The sequence below is a fragment of the Streptomyces sp. NBC_00525 genome, from assembly GCF_036346595.1.
Classification (GTDB): domain Bacteria; phylum Actinomycetota; class Actinomycetes; order Streptomycetales; family Streptomycetaceae; genus Streptomyces.
In genome coordinates this window covers 5532063-5554858 of sequence record NZ_CP107834.1, presented here as the reverse complement: position 1 = coordinate 5554858, position 22796 = coordinate 5532063, and the positions used below count along the sequence as shown (strand labels likewise).

13 protein-coding genes (1 of these 13 only partly in view) are annotated in these 22796 nt (G+C 72.3%); 7 read left to right on the top strand and 6 right to left on the bottom strand.

Features of this window, described 5'->3' with window-relative positions; all coding sequences use genetic code 11:
* Positions 1-203: 203 nt before the first annotated feature.
* Both OG710_RS24420 and OG710_RS24415 read right to left on the bottom strand, forming a co-directional pair.
* A complete protein-coding gene (locus OG710_RS24420) occupies positions 204-848 on the bottom strand; it encodes a histidine phosphatase family protein (protein WP_330241217.1) in 645 nt (214 codons plus the stop codon).
* Between the two features lie 194 nt (positions 849-1042).
* Positions 1043-1936, bottom strand: a complete 894-nt coding sequence (locus OG710_RS24415) for a LysR family transcriptional regulator (RefSeq protein WP_330242332.1) — start codon at positions 1934-1936, stop codon at positions 1043-1045.
* 157 nt (positions 1937-2093) lie between these two features.
* Between OG710_RS24415 and OG710_RS24410 the strand changes: the two genes are divergently transcribed.
* Positions 2094-3266, top strand: coding sequence for an alpha/beta hydrolase (locus OG710_RS24410; protein ID WP_330241216.1), 1173 nt, complete (start codon positions 2094-2096; stop codon positions 3264-3266).
* On the opposite strand, the gene yicI is transcribed toward OG710_RS24410, so the two are convergent.
* Positions 3235-5487, bottom strand: coding sequence for an alpha-xylosidase (yicI, locus tag OG710_RS24405; protein WP_330241215.1), 2253 nt, complete (start codon positions 5485-5487; stop codon positions 3235-3237). The two genes, OG710_RS24410 and yicI, sit on opposite strands and share 32 nt — an antisense overlap.
* A 266-nt stretch (positions 5488-5753) precedes the next feature.
* On the opposite strand from yicI, the gene OG710_RS24400 reads away from it, so the two are divergent.
* The 6 genes from OG710_RS24400 (at position 5754) to OG710_RS24375 (ending at position 12298) form a co-directional block, all read left to right on the top strand.
* Positions 5754-6983 (top strand): ABC transporter substrate-binding protein, encoded by a 1230-nt coding sequence (locus OG710_RS24400; protein ID WP_330241214.1) that lies wholly within the window; start codon positions 5754-5756, stop codon positions 6981-6983.
* Between the two features lie 12 nt (positions 6984-6995).
* Positions 6996-7955: a carbohydrate ABC transporter permease gene (locus tag OG710_RS24395; protein WP_330241213.1), complete on the top strand. Its 960-nt coding sequence runs from the start codon at positions 6996-6998 to the stop codon at positions 7953-7955.
* 5 nt (positions 7956-7960) lie between these two features.
* Positions 7961-8812, top strand: coding sequence for a carbohydrate ABC transporter permease (locus OG710_RS24390; protein WP_330241212.1), 852 nt, complete (start codon positions 7961-7963; stop codon positions 8810-8812).
* A gap of 13 nt (positions 8813-8825) precedes the next feature.
* The gene (locus OG710_RS24385; protein ID WP_330241211.1) at positions 8826-10205 is read left to right on the top strand and encodes a GH1 family beta-glucosidase; all 1380 of its coding nucleotides are present in this window, start codon (positions 8826-8828) and stop codon (positions 10203-10205) included.
* Positions 10206-10392: 187 nt separating this feature from the next.
* On the top strand, positions 10393-11250 hold the full coding sequence (locus OG710_RS24380; RefSeq protein WP_330241210.1) for an FG-GAP repeat domain-containing protein: 858 nt from the start codon (positions 10393-10395) through the stop codon (positions 11248-11250).
* Between the two features lie 139 nt (positions 11251-11389).
* Positions 11390-12298: an FG-GAP repeat domain-containing protein gene (locus OG710_RS24375; protein ID WP_330241209.1), complete on the top strand. Its 909-nt coding sequence runs from the start codon at positions 11390-11392 to the stop codon at positions 12296-12298.
* 104 nt (positions 12299-12402) lie between these two features.
* Here OG710_RS24375 and OG710_RS24370 read toward each other — a convergent pair whose 3' ends face one another.
* The 3 genes in view from OG710_RS24370 to OG710_RS24360 are tightly spaced (each overlapping or abutting the next) and all read right to left on the bottom strand, a layout consistent with a single transcriptional unit that may run on beyond the window.
* Entirely contained in the window at positions 12403-13374 is a 972-nt protein-coding gene (locus tag OG710_RS24370) for a TauD/TfdA family dioxygenase (protein ID WP_330241208.1), read from the bottom strand.
* Complete coding sequence (locus OG710_RS24365; RefSeq protein ID WP_330241207.1) at positions 13371-21167, bottom strand: non-ribosomal peptide synthetase; 7797 nt, start codon at positions 21165-21167, stop codon at positions 13371-13373. The genes OG710_RS24370 and OG710_RS24365 overlap by 4 nt, the downstream gene beginning before the upstream one ends.
* Positions 21164-22796: the final stretch of an amino acid adenylation domain-containing protein gene (locus OG710_RS24360; RefSeq protein WP_330241206.1), read on the bottom strand. 6524 nt of this gene lie beyond the right edge of the window; the window shows 1633 of its 8157 coding nt (coding positions 6525-8157); its start codon lies off the right edge, out of view — the gene reads right to left on this strand; it ends in the stop codon at positions 21164-21166. Before OG710_RS24360 ends, OG710_RS24365 begins: the two co-directional genes overlap by 4 nt.

Here is a 22796-nt window from a genome sequence, read left to right as displayed (position 1 = left end):
CCTGGACCGCCGCCGACTACCTCGGCTATGCGGACGCCGACAGGTATAGTCCACTTCTCGTCAACTACGCAAGATCGAATGCGGACTTACGAAAGAGTCTTTCCCTACTTGAGACCTAGGATGGCGCCGTGCCGCTCGGACGGGCGATCTCCTTGTGGCGCGGTTCCGTTGAAGACCACTATTGGTCCAGTCCAATCAACTTGTCAGTAGTGTTCCGGGCCCTCGTGGGCCGTCACCGGGAAGAGGCTCTGCGGCAGCGCGACGTTCCACGCGGTGACGACCGGGTTGCCGTGTTCCCGGCCCAGCCGCGACACCGCGCCCGTGGCCAGCTGGAACAAGGTGCCCCCGGCCGGGCCGAGCCCCAGGTAGCGGGCGGTCAGGACACGCAGGAAGTGCGAGTGGGCGACGAGCGCGATGTCCCGGTCGCCGGCCCGCGCCGCCGCGTCGGCCACCTGCGCCAGCACCCGGTCGGCCCGCTCGCCGACCTGGGCCGGGGTCTCCCCCGGATGGTCCGGGGGCCCGGCCGCCACCCCGTCCGTCCAGAGGTTCCAGCCGGGCCGGGTGCGGTGGATCTCGTCCGTGGTGACGCCCTCGTAGCCGCCGTAGTCCCACTCGTGCAGCTCCGGGGTGACGCGGGGCGCGGCGAGCCCGGCGAGTTCGGCGGTGCGCAGCGCCCGGACGAGCGGGCTGACGAGGGTGAGGGCGAGGGAGCGCTCGGCGAGCAGCGGGGCCAGGGCGCGGGCCTGGCGTTCGCCGAGGGGGGTCAGAGGCAGGTCGGTGTGGCTGGTGTGCCGCCCGTCACGGGACCACGCGGTCTCGCCGTGCCGGATCAGGATCAGTTCGCCCATGTGAAGGCCGTCCGCTCTCAGTGCCGTAACCGCTCACGCGTTTCGCCGGGTGCGAACCCGCCGCCCCACGATCCCATTCCGGCCGGGCCGCACGGCGCGGGGCGCGCCCGGCGGGCGATCCGGTACGGCTGCGCGCGGGGGTCGTTGGCGATCCGGTACGGCTGCGCGCGGGGGTCGTTCGTGATCCGGTACGGCTACGCGCGGGGGTCGTCGCGGAAGCGGTCGGCGTCGGCCGACGCCTCGGCGTAGGCGCGGATGAGCGGGGTGGCGGCCGCGGTGCGCCAGGCGAGGGCCCAGCGGCAGGGCGGCGCGTCGCGGATGGGGAGGTAGACCAGGCTCGGCCAGGCGTAGAAGCGGGGCGTCTCGGCCGGGACGGCGGCGACCGCCTGGCCCGAGGCGACCACGCTGAGCGCCTCCTGCCAGGTGGTGACGCGCGGCCCCCGGGGCACCGGGCGGCCGGACGGGGTGCGGCGGGGGTTCAGGGCCTCCTCCATGGTGGAGGGGATCGAGCCGCCCTCGACCACGGCGCAGTCGCCGAAGTCCTCCAGGCAGACGGCCTCCCGCCGGGCGAAGGGGTGCCCGGCGCCGACCATGAGGAGCAGCTCGGAGACGTGCGCGGTCGGGACGACGGTCAGTCCGGGCTCCTCGACCGGCAGCCACACGTACACCAGGTCCACGTCGCCGGACAGGAGCAGGTCCAGGGGCGAGGCGGGCTGGATCTCGCGGTGCCGGACGCGGGCGTCGGGGTGGCGGGCGCGGAACAGCTCCAGCGTCCTCTCGATCTGGAGGGAGTACGGGCCCATGGTGCCGAGGGTCAGGGTGCCCCTGGTGCCCCGGGCGGTGGCCCTGGCCGCCTCGATGCCCTCGGTGATCTGCCGGTGTCCGCGTTCGAGGGCCTGGTACAGCTGTTCGCCGAGGGGCGAGAGGCGCACGGTGCGGGTGGTGCGGTCGAACAGCGGTCCGCCGATGAGCCGTTCCTGTTTCTTGACCGACTGGCTGACCCGGCCGGGGCTCACGCCCAGCCGTTCGGCGGTGCGGCTGAAGTGCAGCTCCTCCGCCAGGGTCAGGAAGATCTCTATCTCCCGCATCTCCACGCGCGCGGCCCCCGGATTCTTTAGCCCAGAGTCAAAGGACGTTACCAGGACGGTCGTTGATGACCGGGGCGCGCCGGGGAAGACTGGTCGGGCCACCTCCGGCCGGGGGTGGGCGAGCGGGCAGTACCGGCTGCCGTCCCTGGGAGGTGCCGTGCCCGTCGGATATCTGATCCCCGTCGCCGTCGCAGCGATCGGAACGCTGTGCGCGCTGTGGCCGGTGCCCTGGGAGCGCCCGCTGGGCCGCCCCTCCTACTTCTTCGGCCTGGCCGCCAACGAGCTGCCGTACGCCGTCCTCTTCTGGATGCTGCTGGTCCCCACGGCGATGGCCTTCGCCCAGGACGACGTCCGGGACTCGCCGGGCGCCTGGGCGATCGTCGCGCTGGCCGCCGCGACCGTGCCCGGCCTCGTGGTCGTCGCCCGCCGCGCGTCGGGCGAGCGGGAGCGGATCGAGCGGGCGATGACGAAGGAGCTGGGCCAGGGCTGGCGCGCCTCGATCGACGCGGATCTCGCCCGGGGGCTGCGCCGCCGGCCGCCGTGGCCGCACGTCGTGTTCCTGCCGATCCTGCGGCGCCACCGGAGCGTGCGGCGGGTGGCGAACCTGTCGTACGGGGACGCGGGGCGCCGCAATCTGCTGGACGTGTACCACCACCGCGCCCGGCCGCAGGGCGGGCCGGTGCTGATCCACATGCACGGCGGCCACTACAGCGGCGGCCACAAGAACAGCCAGTCGCTCCCGCTGCTGCACCGGCTGGCGAGCCGGGGGTGGGTCACCATCAGCGCCAACTACCGGCTGAAGCCGCAGGTGCGGCACCCGGAGCACATGATCGACCTGAAGAGGGTGATCGCCTGGGCGCGGGAACACGCCCACGAGTACGGGGCGGACGCCTCGACCGTGTTCGTCGCGGGCAGTTCGGCGGGCGGCCACATGGGCTCGATCGCCGCGCTGACCGCCGGTGACCCCGCGTTCCAGCCGGGGTTCGAGGACGCCGACACCTCGGTCAGCGGGGTCGTCGTCCTCAACGGCTTCCTGGGCTCGTACTGGGACCAGGGCCCCGAGTCGTCGCCGCTGGGCCACGCCCGGCCGGACGCGCCCCCGATGTTCGTCGCGCACGGCGATCTGGACCCGCTGGTGCCGGTGGCCGGCATCCGGGAGGTGGTCGAGGGGCTGCGGGCCGCCTCCGCGAACCCGGTCGTGTACGCCGAGCTGCGGGGCGGCCACCATGCCTTCGACCTGTACCACTCGCCGCGGTTCGAAGCGGTGGTGGACGCGGTCGAGGCGTTCACCGCCTGGGTCAGATCGCGGGAGCGGGCGCGCCGGGCGTGACGGCCACCGCCCGGTGCGGCCGGTCCGTGTCACTGGTGACGTGGAGCGTGCCGGCCTCGTGGACCACCCGGTAGGTGGCGGCGGGGGCGCCCGTGAGGTCGGGGACCGTCACCGTGCGGGTGAAGTCGCCGGTGCCCTCGGGGGCGTACGCGCGCAGTTCCAGCCCGTCGGTCCAGTCGGCGTCGGGGCGTGAGGTGTCCGCGCCGAGCGGGAGGACCGCGCCGGGGCGGACGAGCAGCGGCAGGCTGTCGAAGCCGTGGGTGTCCCGGTGCCAGGCTGGGCCGGTGACGGTTTCGCCGGTCAGCAGGTGGGTCCAGGTGCCCTCGGGGACGTAGTACTCGACCTCGCCGTCCTCGCTGAAGACCGGGGCGACCAGCAGGTCCGGGCCGAGCATGTACTGCCGGTCGGCGGTGCGGGCGGCCGGGTCGTCCGGGAACTCCAGGAGCATGGGCCGCATGACCGGGACGCCGGTGCGGTGGGCCTCGACGGCCGCCCCGTACAGGTAGGGCATCAGCCGGTGCTTGAGCTCCGTGAAGCGGCGGGCGACGTCCACCGCCTCATCGCCGAACTCCCACGGCACCCGGTACGACGAGGAGCCGTGCAGCCTGCTGTGCGAGGAGAGCAGTCCGAAGGCGAGCCAGCGCTTGAAGACGGCCGGGTCGGGGGTGCCCTCGAAGCCGCCGATGTCATGGCTCCAGAAGCCGAAGCCGGAGAGCGAGAGGGACAGGCCGCCGCGCAGGGACTCCGCCATCGCCTCGAAGGAGGACCAGCAGTCGCCGCCCCAGTGGACGGGGTACTGCTGGCCGCCGGCCGTGGCGGAGCGGGCGAACAGGACGGCCTCGCCCCGGCCGCGTTCCTTCTCCAGGAGTTCGAAGACGGCCTTGTTGTACAGGTGCGTGTAGTAGTTGTGCATGCGCTCCGGGTCGGAGCCGTCGTGCCAGACGACATCGGTGGGGATGCGCTCGCCGAAGTCGGTCTTGAAGCCGTCCACGCCCTGTCCGAGCAGCGTACGGAGCTTGCCCTGGAACCAGGCGGTGGCCTCCGGGTTGGTGAAGTCGACCAGGGCCATGCCGGCCTGCCACTTGTCCCACTGCCAGATGTCGCCCCCGGGGGTGCGGACGAAGTAGCCGCGCGCCGCGCCCTCCTCGTACAGGGGGCTCTTCTGCGCGATGTACGGGTTGATCCAGACGCAGATCCGCAGGCCCTTGGCCTTGAGCCGGGCGATCATGCCCGCCGGGTCGGGGAAGACGGCCGGGTCCCACTCGAAGTCGCACCACTGGTACTCGCGCATCCAGAAGCAGTCGAAGTGGAAGACGGAGAGCGGGATGCCGCGCTCGGCCATGCCGTCCACGAACGAGGTGACGGTGGCCTCGTCGTAGGAGGTGGTGAACGAGGTGGTGAGCCAGAGGCCGAAGGACCAGGCCGGGGGCAGGGCCGGGCGGCCGGTGAGCGCGGTGTAGCGGGCCAGCACCTCCTTGGGGGTGGGCCCGGCGACGACGTAGTACTCCAGGGTCTGGTCCTCGACGCTGAACTGGACCTGGCCGACCGCCTCGGAGCCGACCTCGAAGGAGACCCGGCCGGGGTGGTTGACGAAGACGCCGTAGCCGCGCGAGGAGAGGTAGAACGGGACGTTCTTGTACGCCTGCTCGCTGCTGGTGCCGCCGTCCGCCTGCCACATGTCGACGGTCTGGCCGTTCTTGACGTACGGGGTGAACCGCTCGCCGAGCCCGTAGACGTTCTCCCCGACGCCGAGCGCGAGCTGGGCGAACATGTGGTGGGCGCCGTCACCGGTGGTGGCGAAGGCCGTCCCCTTGCGCCCGGCGGCGGTGAGCAGCCGGCCGTCCGCGTCGCGGAACTCCAGGCCGAAGGCGCCGGAGGTGGGCAGCCGGAGCGTGAGCCCGCCGCTGGTCAGCTCGGCGGCGCCGGCGTTCTCACGGGTGGCGGCGGAGGCGTCTCCGGTGGCGCCGGGCAGCGCGAAGTCCGGGCCGGGGTGGCGCCTGCCCGCCAGATGGGTGATCCGGACACCGATGACGCCCTCGGCGGGGGCGTGGGCCTCCACGGTGATCAGGGGCGCGTTGAGGGTGTCCCCGCGCCGCGTCACGCGCTGGACCGCGGCGTAGGCGGTGAGACGGTCGGTGTCGAGGCGGAGGTCGCGGAGTTCGGTGGCGTACGAGGCGTGGACACCGTCTCGCATCTGCCAGAAGCCGTCGGTGAACTTCATGGGGGGTCCGTTCCTGTGGGTCCTGATTTGATCGTACACAAAACAAATGTTTTTCGAAGCGCTTCGATTTGCCTTGCGGAACCTATGAATCCGCTGGATCGCGGACCGGGAGACCCCCGCTGAGCGGGCGCGTTGTCCCAGTGTGACGTGCACGTCACCAGGACGGTCTAGAAACGCCGGGCCACATGACGTATTAGTACTGGCAGCAAACAAATCGGTCGGACGGCAGCGCAGCCGTCCGGGCCCCGCCGACAAGAGGCAGCAGAATGTCGAACCGCTTCACCCCTCGGGTCGCCGTCCCGCTCACCGTCGTGTCCGCGCTGATCGGCGGTGCGGTCCTGACGGGCTGCGGCCAGCAGCGGGACCCGGACGTCTACACCGTGCTGAACTCGTCGACCGACGAGTCCTACCACCGCTGGGACGCCCAGACGCTGGCCCGGTGCAGTGAGCGGCTCGGGGTGACCATCGAGCAGCAGAGCGTTCCGGCCTCGCAGGTGATGACCAAGGCCCTGCGGATGGCGTCCTCCAAGTCGCTGCCGGACGTGCTCCAGCTGGACGCCTCCGAGATGCCGACGTTCGCCGAGGCCGGCGGGCTGATCCCGCTGAAGGACCTCGGGCTGAGCACGAAGGACATCCCCGGCGGCATCGTGGACTTCGGCTCCTACGAGGGCACCTACTACGGGGCCGCGCGCACCGTGAACACGCTGGCCCTCTTCTACAACAAGGACACGCTCGACAAGGCCGGGCTGGAGGTCCCCACCACCTGGGACGAGATGCGGGAGACCGCGAAGAAGCTCACGCACGGCCGGCAGTACGGGATCGCGCTCAGCGCGGGCGGCGCGGAGGACGGCGTCTTCCAGTTCACCCCCTTCATGTGGTCCAACGGCGGCGACGAGACGAAGCTCGACAGCCCCGAGGTGGTCGGGGCGCTGGACTACTGGAAGAGCCTGCTGGCGGACGGCTCGCTGTCCAAGTCGACGGTCAACTGGACCCAGGCCGATGTGAACGACCAGTTCATGGCCGGCAACGCCGCGATGATGATCAACGGCCCCTGGCAGGTGGAGACCCTGAACTCCAGGAAGGGCCTGAACTGGGGCATCGCCGAGATCCCGGTCCCGGAGGCCGGCGACGACTCGGTGGGCCCGCTGGGCGGCGGTGTACTCACCGTGCCCAACACCGGCGACGAGAAGCGCGAGAAGAAGGCCGCCGAGATCATCGGCTGCATGTCCGGCGAGCAGGAGCAGATCACCTACGCGCTGAACAGCTGGATGGTCCCGGCCAACGAGAAGGCCGCCGCCGTGTGGCGGACGAAGGTGCCGGAGCTGGACGCCCTGGCCGACCAGGTCGCCACAGCCCGGTCCCGTACGGCCAAGCTCGGCGCGCGCTGGTCGTCCGTCTCCCTCGCGCTGCAGAGCGCGTTCCAGTCCGCCCTGACCGGCGAGTCGAGCGAGGCCGCCCTCAACCGCGCCCAGAAGCGCGCGACGAGCGGGAACTGAGGTATCCGAACCATGTCGACCACCACCGCCTCCGCGGGCGCGGGCCCGGCGCCCGCCGCGAAGAAGGCCCCGAAGCCGCCGAACCCCGCCCGCATCCGCCGCCGACGACGGCTCGCCCAGTGGGGCTTCATCGCCCCCGCCGTGATCTTCATGGCGCTGTTCTTCGGCTATCCGCTCGTCCGGAACATCGTGATGAGCTTCCAGGACTACTCGCCGTCCACGTTCTTCACGGGCGAGTCGCCGTTCAACGGGACGGACAACTGGAGCAAGGTCTTCAACGACGAGCTGTTCGGGAAGGCCCTGTGGCACACAATCCTGTTCACCATCGGCTCGCTGATCGGACAGTTCGGCATCGGTCTGGCCCTGGCGGTGTTCTTCAACCGGCGCTTCCCGCTCAACGGGGTGCTGCGGTCGCTGATCCTGCTGCCGTGGCTGGTGCCGATGGTGGTCTCCGGTGTCGTCTGGCGGCGCATCCTCGACCAGGACACCGGCGTCCTCAACTCGTTCCTGGGCACCATCGGTCTCGGCGGTGACACCCCCTGGCTGACCAGCACGAGCATGGCGCTGACCTCGGTGATCCTGGTGAACATCTGGATCGGCATCCCGTTCAACATGGTGATCCTCTACGGCGGGCTCCAGGAGGTCCCCAAGGAGCTGTACGAGGCCGCCTCGCTGGACGGCGCGTCCGCCTGGCGCACCTTCCGCTCGATCACGCTGCCGATGCTGCGGCCGGTGATCACGGTGGTGCTGGTGCTGGGCTTCATGTCCACGGTGAAGATCCTCGATCTGATCCTCGCGCTCACCGACGGCGGACCCGCAGACTCCACCCAGACCCTCGGCACCCTCACGTACCAGAACTCCTTCGTCCAGCTGGACTTCGGGGCCGGTGCCGTGGTCGGCAACATCCTGATCCTGATCTCCGCCGTCTTCGCGGTGTTCTACCTGCGGGCCAACCGCAACGAGGGGAAGTGACCGGCATGGCGGACACCGTGCGTACCCCCGCTCCCACGCAACTCACCGGCCGGCCGAAGCGGCGCTGGGGCGCCATGGTCTTCGGCATCCTGGTGCTGTGCGTGATGCTGTTCCCGCTGTACTGGATGGTGAACACCGCGCTGCAGCCCGATTCCGGACTGCTGGAGGTCGATCCCATCCCGCACGGCCTGGACCTGTCGGGCTTCCGCTCGGCGCTCAGCGACCAGGGCGGCAACCTGCTGACCTCACTGGCGGTGGCGCTCGGCGCGGTCGCCATCTGCCTGGCGATCTCGGCGCCCGCCGCGTACGGGCTGGCGCAGTTCGGGCTCCGGGGCAGCAAGAGCATCGTCTTCGGCACCCTGATCACCCAGATGGTTCCGGGCATCGTCATCGCCAACGCCCTGTACAGCGCCTACGTGGACCTCGGCCTGGTCAACTCCTACGCCGGGCTGATGCTGGCCGACGCCTCGCTGGGCATCCCGTTCGCGATCGTCCTGATGCGGTCGTTCATGGTCGCCATCCCGCGCGAGGTGATCGAGGCGGCCGAGGTGGACGGCGCCGGGCGGCTGCGCACCTTCGTCCGGGTCGTGCTGCCGATGAGCCGGAACTCGCTGATCACCGCCGGGCTGTTCGCGTTCCTGTACGCGTGGAGCGACTTCATGTTCGCCCTGACGCTGAACACCACGGACGACGTCAAGCCGATCACGCTCGGCATCTACCAGTACATCGGCGCGCATGTCGGCGACTGGGGTTCGGTGATGGCGGCGTCCGTGCTGTCCGCGATCCCGGCGGCCGTCCTGCTCGTGCTCTCGCAGAAATACATCGCCGCCGGGATCACCGGCGGCTCGGTCAAGTAAGGGCATCGCATCCATGAGTGAGTTCCCGGTCTTTCCGCCCGGTTTCGTGTTCGGCGCGGCCACGGCCTCGTACCAGATCGAGGGCGCCGTGCGGGAGGACGGCCGCGGCCCGTCCATCTGGGACACCTACAGCCACACGCCCGGCCGCACGGACGGCGGCGACACGGGCGACGTGGCCTGCGACCACTACCACCGCTACCGGGAGGACGTGGCGCTGCTGCGCGATCTCGGCGTCGACTCGTACCGCTTCTCCCTCGCCTGGTCGCGCATCCTGCCGGAGGGCTCCGGCGCGGTGAACCCGAAGGGCCTCGACTTCTACTCCCGGCTCGTCGACGAGTTGCTCGAAGCGGGCATCGAACCGGCCGCCACCCTCTACCACTGGGACCTGCCGCAGGCCCTGGAGGACCGGGGCGGCTGGCGGGTACGGGAGACGGCCGAGCGGTTCGGCGAGTACACGGCGATCGTCGCCGAGCACCTGGGCGACCGGGTGCCGCGCTGGATCACCCTCAACGAGCCCTGGTGCAGCGCCTTCCTCGGCTACTCCGTGGGCCGCCACGCCCCCGGCGCGCAGGAGGGGCGCGGCGCCCTGGCCGCCGCCCACCACCTGCTCGTCGGCCACGGCCTGGCGATGACGGCGCTGCGCGCGGCGGGCGTCCGGGAGGCGGGCATCACGCTCAACCTGGACCGCAATGTGCCGGCCACCGGATCGGACGCCGACCGGGCCGCGGTGGTCCGGGCGGACACCCAGCACAACCTGGTGTGGACGGAGCCGATCCTCGCGGGCCGCTACCCGGCCACCGAGGAGGAGACCTGGGGCAAGCTGATCACCGGGCAGGACTTCCGGCGCGAGGGCGACCTGGAGCTGATCTCCCAGCCGCTGGACTTCCTGGGCATCAACTACTACCGCCCGATCGTGGTCGCCGACGCCCCGCACCGTGAGCCCGACCCGGCGCTGCGGGTCGCCACCGACAACCGGTACGCCGAGACCCGGTACCCGGACGTGCGGCGCACGGCGATGGACTGGCCGGTCGTGCCGGAGTCCTTCACCGATCTGCTGACCGCCCTCAAGGACACCTACGGGGACGCGCTGCCGCCGGTGCACATCACGGAGAACGGCTCGGCGGAGCACGACACCGTCGAGCCGGACGGCGCGGTGCGGGACGCGGACCGGGTGGAGTACCTGCGTACGCATCTGGCGGCGCTGCGGTCCGCGATGGACGCGGGCGTCGATGTGCGGGGCTACTACGTGTGGTCGCTGCTCGACAACTTCGAGTGGGCGCTGGGATATGCGAAGCGGTTCGGGATCATCCGCGTCGATTACGACACCCTGGAACGCACCCCGAAGGACAGCTACCGCTGGTATCAGCGGCTGATCGCGGCACACCGGGCCTGACACCGGTACACCGCTCCCGCGAACGCCGCAGGTGTCCGCATATCGGGGCGAAGGCCGGGTGGTGGCCGCATTTCGCCAAACCCTTGGAGACGTGAGGGACTCGTGAAAGGATCACCCTCAATTCCGTGGCGTGTCCCCGTATCCCGCGGCGCGTCACGCCTCGTCCCATCATCCATGGAGAACACACGTGGCCAAGATCTCTGGCCGTCGGCCCGGACGGGCTGTGCCCCGTCTCGCCGCCGCCGCGATAACCGCGGCCCTGGTCGCCACCGGCGCCTCCGCCGCCACCGCCTCCGCCGCCGAGGTGGGCGACGCGCCCCTGTTCAGCCTCCAGGGCGTCGACAGCTCCGGCAACGCCTACCACTACACGCCGCTCGGCGACGGCACCCTCACCCCGCGCGTCAAGATCGACAGCGGCTGGACGGGCCTCGCCTTCGTCGGCCAGGTCGACCACAACGCGGACAACCTCGCGGACGGCCGCTGGCAGCTCGGCACCACGGGCAACATCTGGTACTACTCGGACAACGAACCGGCGAAGAAGGTCGGTTACGGCTGGGACATCTACAACACGGTCGTCTCGGTCGGCCAGTTCGGCGGCGCCGAGGGCGGTGACCTGCTCGCCCGCGACACCAAGGGCGACCTGTACCTGTACCTGGGCTACGGCGACGGCCGGGTCACCAAGCGCCTCAAGGTCGGCTACGGCTGGGACATCTACACCCAGATCGCGGGCAACGGCGACCTGAGCGGCGACGGCAAGAACGACATCGTCGCCCGCGACAAGGCCGGCGTCCTGTGGCTCTACAAGGGCACCGGCAACCAGAAGGCCCCGTACGAGAAGCGTACGAAGATCGGCAGCGGCTGGAACCAGTACAACGCCCTCTTCGGCGCGGGCGACCTGACCATGGACGGCATCACCGACCTGGTCGCGCGCAACTCGAAGGGTGAGCTGTACCTGTACGAGGGCACCGGCAACGCCACCGCCCCGTACAAGCCGAAGGCCCTCATCGGCACCTCGGGCTGGAACACGTACCGCCTCTTCTTCTGAGCCCGGTTCAGTTCGGTTACAGACCCATGACGAAACGTGAAAGATTCGAATACTGAATCGTGACACGATTCGGGTGAATCGGTGGTCCGCCGCCCATGTGCGGCGGGCCGCCTCCCACTTCACGATCCATGGAGTACTTGTGGCCAAAACCACTGGCCGGCGCCACGTGCGCATAGCCGCTCGCGCGGCAGCCGCGGCGCTCACCGCCGCCCTCGTCGCCACCGGCACCTCCGCCGTGGCAGCCGATGCACCGCAGCCCGAGCGCGGCGCCTCGGCGGGCCAGCCCGCAGCGGCTCCCGCCGCCGCAGCAGCCGCCACCAACCCGCACTTCTGGCTCTACGGTGCGACCTCGGCAGGCATCCTCTACTCGTACGGGCCCAACGGCAAGGGCGGCCTCACGGCCCGCGATTACTCGGGCAAGGGCTGGACCGACGTCTCCGCGCTCATGCAGGTCGACCACAACAACGACGGCATGAGCGACGGCCTCTGGTTCCGTGACGACAACGGGAACATGGGCTACCTGGAGTTCGAAAAGAACGCCGTCCAGATCGGCTACGGCTGGAACATCTACAAGAAGATCGTCTCCCCCGGCCAGATCGGCGGGGCCGCCGGCGGTGACATTCTCGCCGTCGACACCAAGGGCGACCTGTACGTCTACCTCGGGTACGGCGACGGCAAGGTCACCAAGCGCATCAAGGCCGGTTACGGCTGGAACATCTACACCCAGATCGCCGGCAACGGCGACCTGAACGGCGACGGCAAGAACGACGTCGTCGCCCGCGACAAGGCCGGCGTCCTGTGGCTGTACAAGGGCACCGGCAACCAGAAGGCCCCGTTCGCCAAGCGCACCAAGATCGGCAGCGGCTGGAACCAGTACGACACCCTCGTGTCGACGGGTGACATCACCGAGGACGACAAGACCGACCTCCTCGCGCGCAAGGGCGGCGAGCTGTACCTGTACGAGGGCACCGGCAACGCCACCGCCCCGTACAAGTCCAAGAAGCTGATCGGCACGAGCGGCTGGAACAGCTACAAGCACCTGTTCTGAGCCGTGTGACGGTGTGACGGTTCCTTCCGGGACATGAGCACGTGAGAGGGCCGCATCCCCGGCGCCGGGGGTGCGGCCCTTCCGCGCATTCGAGCGGGCCCGGTTCAGTGCGCGGGCCCTCCCCGGTGCCCGGCGGGGGTGTGCGCCTCCATCAGGGTGGCCAGGACCCTGCGGGGCCCGGTGTAGGGGCGGCGGCCGTGGGCCATGCGCATGTTGTCGACGAGGAGTACGTCGCCGGCCTGCCAGGGGAACGCGACCTGGGCACCGGCGAACGCCTCCCGCACGGTGGCCAGTTCGCCGGCGGCGAAGGGTGTGCCGTCGCCGTAGGTGGCGTTGCGGGGCAGACCTTCGGGGCCGTAGAGGGAGGTGAGGGCGCGGGCGGTCTCCGGGGGCAGGTTGGAGGAGTGGAAGAGGTGGGCCTGGTTGAAGACGACCCGCTCGCCGGTGAGCGGGTGGTGGGCCACGCCCTGGCTGGTCTGGGCGGTGCGCAGGGTGGTGTCGTCGAGCCAGGTGTGGTCGATGCCGTGGTCGGCGCAGTACGCGGCGACGCCTTCCCGGCTGTCGGTCTGGAAGACGGTCTGCCAGGGCAGGTCGATATGGGGGCGGTAGTGGCGTATGTAGCGCACGCCATGTCTTTCGAAGCGTCGCAGGAGGCCGGAGTCCAGGGCGGCGGTGACCTTGCGGAGGTCGGCGAGTGGGGTCTCGCCCCCGGTGGTGGCGGCGGTGTGGCAGAAGAAGGCGAGCTTGCGGGGCCAGGTCCGCTGGTAGGCGTTCTCGCAGTGGAGGGCGATCTCCTGGTCCGCGGGGTATTCGGTGGTGGTGAAGACGCCGTCGGTGACGGTGGAGCGCGGTGTGGACCGGTAGGTGTAGGCGAGCCGGGTCTCGGAGGCGGCGTGTCCGAAGCAGACGAAGTCCTCCGGGGTGCCCATGTCGAAGCCCCGGAAGAGCACGGCGCCGTGCCGGGTCAGCAGGGTCTCGGTCTCCTCCCGGTGGCCGGCGAGCGCCTGCGGCAGGTCGCGGGTGTCCGTGGGCGCGAGGACGACGGGCCCGCCCTCGATGGTCAGCGTCTCTTTCATGACGGCTCCTGTCCGAGTTCGTCGAGGAGGACGGCGAGGTCCTCGGGGTGGAAGGCGGCGAGGCCCAGGTCCACGATGCGCAGGGCCATGGCCATCAGGGTCGGATGCTCGAAGACGTCGCCGAGGGTGAGGTCCACGTCGAATTCCGCCCCGACCATCGCGGTGAGGCGCACCGCTGCCAGGGAATGCCCGCCGAGGGCGAAGAAGTCGTCCTCGCGGCAGGGTTCGGTGGTGCCGAGGATCTTCGTCCACAGGGCGGCGAGAGCGGTCTCGGTCTCCCCTCGCGCGGGGCTGCCGGCCGTCCGTACCGTCTCGGGGGCGGGGAGCGCGGCCCGGTCCAGTTTGCCGCTGGGCAGCAGGGGCAGGGCGGCCAGCCGTACGCAGTGCGCGGGGACCATGGGGCCGGGCAGCCGGGTACGCAGGTGCTCGCGCAGGGCGGCCGGGGCGAGGGCACCCGTGTAGTAGAGGGTGAGCGCGGCTTCGGTGAGCAGGACGCGGGCTTCGGTCACGGCGTCGTGGGCGGTGGCGGCGGCGGCCACCTCGCCCGGCTCCACCCGGTAGCCGCGGATCTTGATCTGGTCGTCGAGGCGGCCCAGGAACTCCAGGGGTCCGTCGGGGAGCCGGCGCACCAGGTCTCCGGTGCGGTACATCCGGCCGCCGTTGAAGGGGTCCTCGGTGAAGGGGTCGTCGGTGAGGGGGTCGTCGGTGAGGGCGGGGCCTTCGTGGCCCAGGTAGCCGCGCGCCACCTGGTCGCCGGAGACGCACAGTTCGCCGGGCGTGCCGTGCGGTACGGGCCTGAGCCGGCGGTCCAGGACGTAGGCGCGGGTGCCGGGGACGGGCAGGCCGATGGGCGCGTTGCGGTCGTGGGGGCCGATGGTGTCGTAGGTCGTGCACAGGACGGTGGCCTCGGTGGGTCCGTAGGCGTTGACGACGCGCAGTCCGGGTGTCGCGTCCGCGAGCCGGTGCAGATGGGCTTCGTTCAGGGGTTCCACGCCGACCAGGAGGGTGTGCAGGCCGGTCAGGTCGCCGGGGCACAGGGCGCGTACCGCGAAGGGCGGCAGGTAGGCGTGCTGGATGCCGTGCTCGCGGAGCCAGGCGGTCATGGCGTCGGTGTCGAGGCGGATCGTCTCGGGGACGAGGTGCAGGGTGGCGCCGGTGGTGAGCGCCGCGAAGAGTTCCAGCACGCTGACGTCGAAACCGATGCCGCTCCACATCGAGGCGGCGAAGCCGTCCTGTCGCGGGAGCCGGGGGCGCCAGTGGGCCAGCAGGGCGACCGCGTTGCGGTGTTCGACCTGCACCCCCTTCGGTGTGCCGGTGGAGCCGGACGTGTGGATGACGTAGGCGACGTCGTGGGGCGCGGCCGCGGACCGGACGGGTTCCGTGGATTCGGGGAGCGGGCCGCGGGGGTCGATCACGGGCGGGCGGGCGGCGGTGGAGTCCCCCTGCGGGCCGCCCGGCGCGCCGGGGTCGCCGGGGTCGCCCAGCAGTTCGGCGGCGTGGGCCGGATCGGCGATGAGGGCGGCGGGCGCGCATCCGGTGAGCGTCAGCCGGGCCCTGGCGGCGGGCTGTCCGGGCTCCAACGGTACGTACGCCGCACCGGACTTGAGGACGGCGAGGACGGCGACGACGAGGGTGGTGCCCCGGTCGAGGCAGATGGCGACCCGGTCGCCGGGGCCGACACCCAGGTCGCGCAGGCGGTGGGCGAGGCGGTTGGCACGGTGGTCGAGCTGCCGGTAGGTGAGGGTGTCGTCCTCGTGGCGTACGGCGGGGCGGTCCGGTACGCGGGCGGCCTGTTCCGCCACGAGGGTGTGCAGGCACTGGGTGGGCGGGGTGGTCACGGGGCCGTTGAACGCCTGGAGTTGGCGGCGCTCCTCCTGCGGGGTGAGGAGTGGGAGGTCGTCCAGGAGCAGCTGGTCGTCGTCGAGCAAGGCCTCCAGCAGGACGAGCCAGCAGTCCAGGTGGCGGTTGGCGCCGGCCTCGTCGAACAGGGCGGTTGCGTATTCGAGTTCGGCCGCGATGCCGTGCTGTCCGAGGTCGGTGAGCTGGAGGGCCAGGTCGAACTTGGCCGTGGTGTGCGCCGGGCGGGGCAGGGGCCGTGTGGTGAGTCCGGGCAGGGTGAAGGAGGCCGGACGTTCCTGCCAGGACAGGAAGCACTGGAACAGGGGGCTGTGGGCAGCGGTGCGGGGCGGGGCCACCAGGTCGACCACCCGGTCGAAGGGAAGGTCCGCGTGGGCGAGGGCGTCCCGGACGGTGGCGCGTACGCGGGCGGCGAATGCGGCGGCCGTCGGGTTGCCGGCGACGTCGAGGCGCAGGGCCACGGGGTTGACGAAGTAGCCGATGAGGTCCTGTACCGCCGCGTGGTCCCGGCGGGCGACGGGTGTGCCGATGACGAGGTCGGTCTGGTCCGAGAGCCGGGAGAGCAGCGCGGCCCAGCTCGCCGTGAGGGTTTCGAATGCGGTGGTGCCGTGGCGCTCGCCGAACCGGGCGAGGGCACGGGTCAGGTCCGGGCCCAGGGTGCGGGTGACGAGCGCTCCTCGGTGGTCCCGGCCGGGTGGGCGGGGGCGGTCCGTGGGCAGGGTGAGCACGGTGGGCGCGCCGGTCAGGGTGTCGAGCCAGAACCGCTCGTCCTTCTCCTGCCGGCCGGCCCGTTCGCGCTCCCAGGCGGCGTAGTCCGTGTACCGCACGGGCGGGGTGGGCAGCGGGTCGGGGCGCCCCCGGCTGAACGCCTCGTACAGGGTGGCGAGTTCGCGCAGGAGGATTTCCAGCGACCAGGCGTCGGCGACGAGGTGGTGGAGGGTGAGGGTCAGCCGGTGCGTGTGCTCCGTTTCGCGGATGAGGGCCGCGCGGATGAGGGGGCCTTCCGCCAGGTCGAAGGGGGTGCCGTCGTCGGCACCGACGCGTGCGGGGCCGATGCGGGGCAACGGGGTGAGGTCGGGCCCGGTGGTGCAGGTGGTGCGCAGGGCGTCGTGGCGTTCCACCACGCGTCGCAGGGCGGCGTGCAGGGCGTCGGTGTCGAGGTCGCCCGTCAGCTGGAACCCGAGGTGGATGTGGTAGGCCGCGTCGGCCCGCGGGTCCTGGCAGAGGACCCAGAGCGCTTCCTGGGCGCGGGAGAGAACGGGAGCGGTCCCGGAGGCGGCCCGGTGGAGTTCTTCGCGCGGTGGCCCGGCGTGGCTGTACGAGGCTGTGGTGGCCGACCGGTCGGCGAGCAGCCGGGCGAGCGCGGCCGGGGTGGCGCAGTCGCGGACCTCGGTCACGGTGAGGGGAAGGCCGTATGCGTCGCGGCACAGGACGGTGAGCCGCAGCAGGGCCAGGGAGTGCAGGCCCAGTGCGGTGAAGGTGGCGTGCGGGTCGCCGGGGCAGGCGGGGTCCACTCTGTGGATGAGGCGGGTGAGGCGGTCTTCGTCGGCGGCCGGCGGGTGTCCTTGCGGGTCGGGCCGTACGCCGGCTCTCAGGGCGCGGCGGTCGAGCTTGCCGTTGGGGGTGAGCGGGAAGGCGTCGACGCGGTGGATCGCGGCGGGGAGGAGGTATCCGGGCAGGCGGTCGGCCAGCCGGGTGCGCAGCGCGGTGGTGTCCAGGTCGCGGTCGTGGGCGGTGACGAAGGCGAGCAGGTCGGATTCGCCCAGGGCGTTGGTGCGGGTGACGACGGCGGCGTCGCGGATGCCGGGTTCGGCGCGCAGGGCGGCCTCGGTCTCGCCGGGTTCCACCCGGTGCCCGTTGATCTTGACCTGGTCGTCCGTGCGGCCGATGAACTCCAGCCCGTGCGGGCCCCGGCGGGCGAGGTCCCCGGTGCGGTACATGCGGGCGGGCGTGGGCGCGAACGGGTCGGGGCGGAAGGCCCGTTCCGTGAGGTGCGGTTCGTGGAGGTAGCCGAGGGCGACGCCCGCGCCGCCGATGTACATCTCGCCGGTCTCGCCGGCGGGTACGGGTGTCCCGTCGGGGCCGAGCAGATGAACGGCCGTGCGGGCGATGGGGTTGCCGATGGGCTCGTAGGGGCCGGTGGCGGTGCCCGTGCTGCGGTGCCAGGTCGACCAGATGGTGGTCTCGGTCGGCCCGTAGACGTTCCACAGCTCGTCGGCCCCCGTTCGGATCGCCGCGGCGAGGGCGCTGGGCAGGGCTTCGCCGCCGCTGAGGGCGAGCAGCGGCCCGCTGGGTCCGGCGGCGGTCCAGGAGGGGGCGGCGGTGAGCAGCCGCCAGGTGGAGGGCGTCGCCTGGATCACGGTGACGCGTTCGCGGGAGGCGAGGGCGAGGAGTTCCTCGCCGTCGCGGGCCTGGTCGCGGTCGGCGACGATCACGGTGCCGCCGTGGCACAGCGGCAGGAGGAGTTCGAGGTTGGCGATGTCGAATGCGGCCGGGGTCGGGGCGAGTACCCGGGTGAAGCGGTCCGGGGCCCGGTCGTGGAAGAAGTCCAGGACGTTCTCCACGGCCGCGTGCGGGACGAGGACGCCCTTGGGGCGGCCGGTCGAACCGGAGGTGAAGCTGCAGTAGGCGGGGGTCTCGGGGCTCAGGGGTGCGTCCGGGCCGGGTGTTCCGGGTGGTGCGGGGGTGTCGATGACGTGGACGGTACGGGCCTGTTCGGCGAGGGCGTCGGTGCGAGCCGCGGGCTGGTCCGGGTCGAGGGGGACGTAGGCGGCGCCGGTGCGCAGCACGCCCAGCATGGCCGCGGGGAGTTCGGGCCCCCGGTCGAGGCGGATGCCGACGAGGTCGCCGGGGCGGACTCCGAGAGCGGTGAGGTGTGCGGCGTAGTCGCCGGAGCGGCGCAGCAGGGTGGCGTAGGTCCAGCGGTGGTTCCCGGCGACCACCGCGGTGCGGTCGGGATGGTGTGCGGCCTGGGCGGCGAAGCGGGCGGGGATGCCGCCGCGCCAGGCCGTTCCGTAGGTGTTGCCCGGTGCGCCGGCGCCGAGGTCGGGGAGGAAGCGGTCGGCTTCTTCGAGGGGCAGTGCGGCGGTGAGGGAGGCCAGCAGGTCCGTGTAGGCGGTGGCGAGCCGTTCGGCCTTGGTGTCGTCCCAGCGGTGGGGGGCGTATTCGAAGAGGACTTCGACGCCGTTCTCGGGGTGCGGGACGACGGTCACGTTGAGGGGGAACTTGGCGGTGTCGTTGGCGAGCGCCACTTCGGCTTCGACGGTCAGGTCGCGGAAGGCGGGTGGTTCGTCGAAGGTGGAGTGCTGGCTGAACAGGATGGTGGGCGCGGGTGTGCCGGTGGCGGCGACGATGCGGGAGAGCGGCAGTTCGGCGGCGCGCAGCGAGTCGAGGAGGCCGTCGCGGGCCTGGCGCAGGTAGTCGCCGGCGCGTTCGGCGCGCGGTGAACGGACTCTTACCGGGACCGTGTTGACGATCATTCCGATGACGCGTTCCCAGGCGGCGTGGTTGCGGTTGGCGACGGTGGTGCCGAGGAGCAGGTCGGTGCTGCGGGTCTGCCGGGACAGCAGCAGGGCGAAGGTGCCGAACATCACCTGGAAGGGGGTGAGCCGCAGCTCTGCCGCGAGGTCCGCGACACGGCGGGTGACGGCGGGGGGCAGACGGCGGCGCAGCAGTCGGCCGCGTGCGGTGCCCGTGCCGGGGCCGAGGGGGGCGAGGGCCGGGGTGGCCGGGGCGTCCCGCAGCAGCCGCTGCCAGTGCTCTTCCTGGGCGGTGGCCTCCGGGGAGCCGAGCCATTGCCGCTGCCACTGGGTGAACGCGGCGAACTGGACCGGCTCCTGCGGGTGCCGGCCCGAGTAGAGGTCTGCCAGTTCCGTGAGGAAGACCTGGTGGGACCAGCCGTCGTGCACGTAGTGGTGTTCGGCGTGCAGCAGCAGGTGTTCGTCGGGGGCGCGGCGGATCAGTGCCCATCGGGCCAGGGGCAGGGTGGTGGGGTCGAGGACGTCTTCGACGAGCGCGTCCCAGACGGGTTCCTCGGGGCCCTCGTGGACGTCCAGGGTCACCGGGGCCGATTCCTCGGTGAGTTGGACGAGCTCTCCGTCCCGGAGGACGAAGCGGGTGCGCAGGATCTCGTGGCGCCGGGTGATGTCCTCCAGGGCCCGGTGGAGTGCGGGTACGTCCAGTGTGCCGCGCAGGGTGAGCCGGGCTCGGGCCAGGTAGGCGCGGGTGCGCCCGTCGGCCTCGATGGCGTAGGCGACCTGCTGCTGGGCGGCGGAGGCGGGGCCGGGGCAGTCGGCGGCGGCCGGTGCGACGGGGTCGGGCTCCCGGTGCGCGGGGTCGTCGACGTGGCGGGCCAGGCCGGCGATGGTGGAGTCCTCCAGGATGTCGAGGGCGGTGAGCCGGGTGCCCAGCTTGTGGTTGAGCCGGTTGGCGAGCCGCACGGCGGACAGGGAGTGGCCTCCGCAGGCCTGGAAGGTTTCGTGGACGCCGCACACGGTCCCCAGCACCTCGCGCCATTCGGCGGCCACCGCCTGCTCGGCCCCGGTCAGGGGCTGCGGGGAGGCCGCGGGTGTGTGCTGGACGGCGGCGAGCGCGGCGCGGTCGGCCTTGCCGCTGGGGGTGAGCGGGAAGGCGGGCAGGGCGTGGACGCGGGCCGGGACCATGTGGCCGGGCAGCCGGGCGGCGAGGTGGGCCCGCAGGTCGGCGGCGGTCTCGGGCACGGTGTACGCGACCAGGTGGTCTTCGTTCATCAGCGCGACGGCGTCGGTGACGTCGGGGTGGGTACGCAGGGCCGCCTCGATGTCGCCGAGTTCGACGCGGAAGCCACGCACCTTGACCTGGTGGTCGCGCCGGCCGAGGAATTCGACGGCGCCGTCCGCCCGCAGCCGGCCGAGGTCGCCCGTGCGGTACATACGGACGCCGTCCACGACCGGGAAGCGTTCGGCGGTGAGTCCGGTCCTGTGCAGGTAGCCGCGGGCGAGTGTGGGGCCGCTGATCAGGATCTCGCCGTCGACCAGATGGACGCCGACTCCGGGCACCGGGGTGCCGATGGGTACGGCGGACGCCGGGTCGGCCGGGTCGCACCGGTGGGCCGTGGACCAGATGGTGGCTTCGGTGGGGCCGTACAGGTTGTACAGCGGGCCGGGGTGCGGCCAGTCCCGTACGACGTGCGGGGGCAGGACGTCGCCGGCCGAGGCTGCGGCGCGCAGGCTGCGGACCGGCGCGGCGGTGCTCAGGCCGGCCGTCACCACGGAGGGCAGGACGGTGAAGGACACGGCGCGCCCGCGCAGGAACCCGGCCAGGGCGTGCGGGTCGGCGCGGATGTCCTCGGGCACGATCACGAGCGTGCCGCCGTGGGCGAGGGCCATGGTCAGTTCGAAGACGAAGGCGTCGAATCCGGGGGACGCGAACTGTGCGACGCGGTCGCCGGGCCGGGCGCCCAGGACGTCGCGCTGGGCCTGGGCGACGACGCGCAGTCCTTCGTGGGTCAGGAGTGCGCCCTTGGGGGTTCCGGTGGAGCCGGAGGTGTAGGTGCAGTAGGCGGGTGTGTCCGGGTCCGTCGCGGGGTGGCGGCGGGGGGCCGGGGCGGCGTCCGGTGGCCCGGTCAGGACGGCTGCGGGGCTGGCGTCGGACAGGATCGCCGTGCGGCGGGCGGCGGGGACGGCCGGGTCGGTCGGCAGGAACGTGCAGCCGGCGTGCAGCACACCGAGCACCGCCGCCACACAGTCGGCGCCGCGGGGCAGGGCGACGGCGACGAGCGAGCCGGGCGGGCAGTGCAGGGCGCCGGCGTGGGCACGGGCCAGTGCGTCCAGCTCGCCGTACGTCAGGACTGTGTCGCCGTCCTCGACGGCGGGGCGGCCGGGTTCGCGGGCGGCTCGGGCGGCGACGGCTTCGTGGAGGCGGAGGGCGGCGGTGTCGAAGGGGGGTGGTGTGGTCACCGCTGGTCCTCCCGAGCGGGTGCGAGGTGTGCGGCCAGGGCGGCGGCGTGGGGTGCGCCGAGCATGGTCATATGGGTGCCGGGGCTGACCCGCAGTACCGTCTGCGGGGCGTGCCGACGCCAGGCGTGCAGCAGATCGGCGCGGTGGGCGCGGGCGGCCGTGGTGTCCCCGTCCGGGCCGGCCGCCGACACCAGCGTGACGGGCCCGTCGTAGGTGCGGTGCGGGGTGTACGGGGTGCGCAGACAGCGGATGAAGCACCGGACGGGCCCGGCCAGTACGTCGGGTCCTGAACCGCGCGGCATCAGGTCCAGGGCGGCGGCCCGCTCGTACAGGAGGCGCAGTCTCCCCGGCTCGCCGAGGGGCGCCAACTGCCCGGCGGTCAGCCCGAGGGGCTTGCCCGCGAGGTCCTCGTAGACGGCGGCCAGGTGCAACAGGGCGGTCACGTCGTCGACTTCGGGGACGGTCGCGACGGGTGCGGGTGGCTCGCAGTCCAGGAGGGTGAGGGAGGCGACGCGCCCGGACCCGTGCGCGCCGGCGGTGAGCCGGCAGGCCAGCTCGAAGGCCGTCCAGCCGCCGAAGGAGTGGCCGAGCAGGTGTACGGGCCCGGCGTCGGTGAGGGGGGCCAGCTCCGCGAGGTGGGCGGCGACGGCGGACTCCACGCTGGTGTGCGCGAGGTGCGCCCCGTCGATTCCGCGCGGCTGGAGTCCGTACACGGGCCGCCGGTCTCCGAGGGCGCCGGCGAGGTGCTGGAAGCTCACCACGGTCGCCCCGGCGCCGGGCAGGCAGATCAGGGGGGCGGCGCCGGGCCGGCCGGTGCGCAGGGTGTTCAGGGCGGTGAAGGGCGGCACGGCGGCGGGCCGGGCCCCGGCGAGTGCCCTGGTCAGCGCTTCGCCGACCGCGGCGAGGTGCGGGGGGCGCAGCATGGACTGGTGGGTGCCGGGGACCGGGACACGGGTGAAGTCCACGTCGGGCAGGGCGCGGTCCCAGCCGCCGAGCGGCTGGGCCGGGTCGTGTTCGACGGCGCTGAAGTAGTGCACCGGTACGGGGACGGGGGCCGGGGTGTAGGCGGCGGCCGCGGCCTCGACGGTGTGCTTGCGCAGGATCGCGGCCTCGATCAGGTCTTCGGGGGTGTCGGCCACGGCCGTGGGCAGCGCGCCGGTGGCCGCGGCCCGTGCCACGAGTTCGGGCAGTGGCTCGCCGCGGTCCTCGGCGCCGAGCCAGGAGAGCACCTCCGACCGCGGGTCGGGGTCCGGTACAGCGGTTCGTGCGGGCGGCCACCAGGTGGTGTTGAGCAGGCCGACGAACGCCACCTCCTCGTCCGCGCCGAGGAGTTGGGCGGCGATCTCGTAGGCGAGGGTGCCGCCGGTGCACCATCCGGCGACCCGGTAGGGGCCCGACGGCTGCACGGCGCGGATCATTCCGACCATGCGCGAGGCCATGCCTTCGATCGTCGCGGGCTGGGCGTCCCCGAGGGGGGCGGGCGGCAGTCCGTACACGGGCAGGTCGGGGGCGAGCGTCGCGGCCAGCGCGGGGGCGTACAGCAGGCTGGCGGCTCCGTCGTGGACGAGGAACAGCGGGGCGTGGGTGTCCTTGCCGGTGCGGAGCGGCAGCGCGTCGCGGTCGGTGAGC